The sequence below is a fragment of the Streptomyces pseudovenezuelae genome (genome assembly GCF_029892565.1).
GTDB lineage: Bacteria > Actinomycetota > Actinomycetes > Streptomycetales > Streptomycetaceae > Streptomyces > Streptomyces pseudovenezuelae_A.
Genome location: NZ_JARXVH010000061.1, coordinates 1 through 3,928 on the forward strand (window position 1 = coordinate 1; position 3,928 = coordinate 3,928).

The 3,928-nt window shown below is 63.6% G+C and carries 3 protein-coding genes and 2 pseudogenes; 1 reads left to right on the plus strand and 4 read right to left on the minus strand.

Annotation, left to right across the window (positions count from 1 at the left end; all coding sequences use genetic code 11):
- Positions 1 to 120: 120 nt before the first annotated feature.
- The 4 genes and pseudogenes from M2283_RS51365 to M2283_RS51380 form a co-directional block, all read right to left on the minus strand.
- Complete coding sequence (locus M2283_RS51365) at positions 121 to 966, minus strand: IS5 family transposase (protein ID WP_280883547.1); 846 nt, start codon at positions 964 to 966, stop codon at positions 121 to 123.
- A 266-nt stretch (positions 967 to 1,232) separates the two neighbouring features.
- Positions 1,233 to 2,078, minus strand: coding sequence for an IS5 family transposase (locus M2283_RS51370; protein WP_280883546.1), 846 nt, complete (start codon positions 2,076 to 2,078; stop codon positions 1,233 to 1,235).
- Between the two features lie 578 nt (positions 2,079 to 2,656).
- Positions 2,657 to 2,827, minus strand: a pseudogene (locus tag M2283_RS51375) (IS701 family transposase); the annotation flags it as partial.
- A gap of 241 nt (positions 2,828 to 3,068) precedes the next feature.
- Positions 3,069 to 3,524 (minus strand): type II toxin-antitoxin system PemK/MazF family toxin, encoded by a 456-nt coding sequence (locus M2283_RS51380; RefSeq protein WP_348538997.1) that lies wholly within the window; start codon positions 3,522 to 3,524, stop codon positions 3,069 to 3,071.
- A gap of 86 nt (positions 3,525 to 3,610) precedes the next feature.
- Here M2283_RS51380 and M2283_RS51385 point away from each other — a divergent pair.
- Positions 3,611 to 3,838: pseudogene (locus M2283_RS51385) on the plus strand (transposase); the annotation flags it as partial.
- Positions 3,839 to 3,928: the final 90 nt, after the last annotated feature.

The window sequence follows — 3,928 nt, forward strand, 5'->3', positions numbered from 1 at the left end:
GGTCAGGGTTCGCGTGAGAGTGCTGGTGGCAGGCTGGAGCAACAGGACCTCGGCGCTCGGATTGACCTTGGCGGATCACTCCTGCCTATCAGAGGACGTTCCGATTGAACACCGTATGGTTCATGGGTTGTGCCAGGTTATGGGTGTTTCTCCGGTTGCTCGTTTCGCAAGGTTCGAGATCATCGCGAGGCGGATCATGCTCTCGGAATGCGCAGGTTTGGTCTCGTAGTCGCGGGCGAGGCGGCGGTGCATCATGATCCACCCGAAACTTCGCTCCACGACCCAGCGCCTGGGGATCACCGAGAAGCCTTTGACCTGCTCGTTTCGTGGGACTACGTCGACATCGATGCCGAGGGCGGCGCCGTGCTCGATGGCCTTGGTCTTGTAGCCGGTGTCGACCCATGCCTTGGTGATCGTGGGGTGGTCTGTGGCGAGTTGGGTGAGGAGTTGCTTGCCGGCCTCGTTGTCGGAGACGCTGGCGGCGGTCACGATGACCAGCAGTAACAGGCCGAGCGTGTCGACGACGATGCTGCGCTTGCGGCCCACGATCTTCTTCCCTGCATCCGTGCCCTGAGTGTCGGAGGGGACGCTGGTCGCGGTCTTGACGCTCTGCGCATCGATCACGCACGCGGTGGGCTCCGCGGTGCGTCCTGCCTGCTCACGGACCATCCGGTGCAGGTGCACGCCGAGTTTCTCGATGGTGCCGTCGGCGGTCCAGGCGCTGAAGTAGCCGAACACCGTGGTGTGCGGCGGGAAATCGTGCGGCAGATAGCGCCACGGGACGCCGGTCCGGTTGAGGAAGAGGATCGCGTTCATGACTTCCCGCAGGTCAGTAACCCTGCCGCCGAGGTTGAGCGAGGTCTTCTGCCGCTCGGCCCGCCAGGCCGTCAAGGTCGGCTCCATCAACTCCCAGCGGGCATCGGAGAGATCACTCAGGTACGGCAGGCGCGGCTGCGAAGAAGTCATGGGGATACTCATGCATGGGGTCCAGGACCGGGCATATCGCTCGATCGAGCGAGGCAAAAGCCGCTTTCGGCAGGTTCCTCGAACCGGACAGGAGCTATCAGCTGAAACCGCGCTGAAACGCAAGGTCACGCCCGCTGAAGCTGTAACCGCAAATCACTTGTTCTGCCTGGATACGGCCAAACCCGGCACGACACAACCACCTCAAACCATCACGTAAGTACCACGAACGTCCTCTGAGAGGACGTCCCGCTTGATTGAGGGATAGTTCATGGGTTGTGCCAGGTTATGGGTGTTTCGCCGGTTGCTCGTTTCGCGAGATTGGAGATCATCGCGAGGCGGATCATGCTCTCGGAGTGGGCGGGTTTGGCCTCGTAGTCCCGGGCGAGGCGGCGGTGCATCATGATCCAACCGAAGCTTCGCTCCACCACCCACCTTCTCGGAACCACAGAAAACCCTTTGACCTGCGTGTTTCTCGGGACGACGTCGACGTCGATACCGAGGGCGGCGCCGTGCTCGATGGCCTGGCTCTTGTAGCCGGTGTCGACCCACGCCTTGGTGATCGTGGGGTGGTCGGCGGCGATCTGGGTGAGGAGCTGCTTGCCGGCCTCGTTGTCGGAGACGCTGGCCGCGGTCACCATGACCAGCAGTAATAGGCCGAGGGTGTCGACGACGATGCTGCGTTTGCGGCCCACGATCTTCTTGCCGGCGTCGGTCCCCTGCGTATCGGTGGGGACACTGGGGGCGGTCTTGATGCTCTGGGCGTCGATGACGCAGGCGGTGGGCTCGGCGGTGCGTCCTTCCTGCTCACGGACCATGCGGTGCAGGTGGAGGCCGAGTTTCTCGATGGTGCCGTCGGCGGTCCAGTCGCTGAAGTAGCTGAACACGGTGGTGTGCGGCGGGAAGTCGTGCGGAAGGTAGCGCCACGGGACGCCGGTCCGGTTCAGGAAGAGGATCGCGTCCATCACTTCGCGCAGGTCAGTGACCTTGCCGCCGAGATTGAGGGAGGTCTTCTGCCGCTCGGCCCGCCAAGCCGTCAACGTCGGTTCCATCAGCGCCCAGCGGGCGTCGGACAGGTCGCTCAGATAGGGCTTGCGCTGCTTCGAAGAGGCCATGAGGATACTGACGCACGAGGTACTCAACCGGGCATATCGCTCGATCGGGCGAGGCAAAAGCCAAGTTCAGGTGCGTATTCGAACCGGACAGGAGCTATCGGTAGCAAACGGGGTGAAACGCAAGATCAGGTGCGTCGCGACCGAAGAGACATACCGCCTGTTCTACCTGTACACGTCGATTCCCGGCATGCACCAACTGCCATAAACCGCCGCATAGATGACACGAACATCCTCTCAGAGGTCCCGTTGCGCCGTACGGCTCAACCGTCAGTATCGCCAACCCACTTGACGTGGGCAGCTTCCTCTCTAACTTCGCGGCATTGGCTCCTGTGCCTGTGGGTTGAGACGTCGAACACCTCCCCCAACGGCACGGGAGCCTCGTGCGTTGCGCACACCGCCGGTGTCACCCGATCAGTGGCCACTCTGAAACAGCTCACTCGCAACGAGAGGTCACCGATCCGGGTCAGGTAGGAGCCGTCGGGCAGCAGTGCCAGCACCGGCGGGCGTCGGACGCTGGTGGCGCGAATCAGGAACTGGGCCCCTTGAGCCGCGATGTCTACCAGCAGTCTGTTGCTGTCGGCGTGCTCAGCGAGCTGCCAGCTGTTCTTCCTGCCGACCGGGCCGAGCAGCCCACGCACGTAGTCCCGCATCCGCCGCCGTGGCTCGATACGCCCGAACCGCTCGCCCACACGCAGCAGCAACGCGTCCAGTTCGGCAGTCCACAGTCCCGCTTCGGCATCCGTCTCCATGACTGGCTCAACGCACCCCGATCGGGTGAGTCACGAACCACCGTCATCCTGACAACCCGTCAGGCCACTACCCTCGAAACAGGCACCATGACCAGCGGAAATGGAGAACTGCAACTGGAGTACTAATACTCCAGCCGTAGTTCGTGATCTTGCGAGTGGGGGCGCCGCTGATATGGCGCGGCCACCGTTGACCATCTCGACGAGACCGGCCGCGTCATCGGCGGCGTCCGTCCCTCCCTGCCTACTTGAGTCCACCGAGACGAAGGGCCTCCTCGATCTCGCTGAGCTTCGCGGACGGCAGGACGCCCGCCTGCCCAATCAGGTCTTCCCTGGCCAGGGTGACCAGCCAAGTGCAAGGGATGAGGTCGGGACGTGGAAGTGCGACTCTCAGGACGCCTTCGAGAGGCAGTCCTTCGGAGGCACCTACTGCCACCTCAACGGCCACGCCGCTGAGATCGGCGCCTGCGGGAGCGACGACCTGCATCGCCAAGAAACCGGACGCCTCTTCTCCCGACAGCAGTACGACTGCCCTCTGCTCGTCGAAATCTGCCCACCAGACTTCGCCACGTCGCATATGTCCTCCTGACACGGGACGGCGCGCCCGCGTCGCCCCTTCGGCCGCCGCCTGCTCGAGCCACAGATCGTAATGTTGCTGGTCAGGGCCGGTGAGAAGACGGCTGCGGCCACCGGTGATCATCGTGAGTTGTGTGGACTAGCGAAGAAACGGTGGCCGCAGGTCACAGTATAGATCCCGCTCGCTGGCGGGATGCGTTCGAGGGCTTGATGGGCCGGATCGCGGGGCGCTTCACCCGGGTCGAACCCCGGCGCAGGGCAGCGCGGTTGGTGCTCGGGCTGGTGTCGGACCTGTCGAGAAAGAACTGCTGGACCATCGCCGAGTGGGCGGGCGAGACCACTCCGGACGGCATGCAGCACCTGTTGGGCAGGGCCAAATGGGATGCCGATCAGGTCCGCGACGACGTGTGCGGCTACGTGGTGGAGTACCTGCATGAAGCTTCCCCGTGATCTTGGACACTCGATGGTTATGCCGCGAGGGTGTGTCGGTGTCGTTGCCGGGTCTCGGCCGGGGTGAGGTAGCCGAAG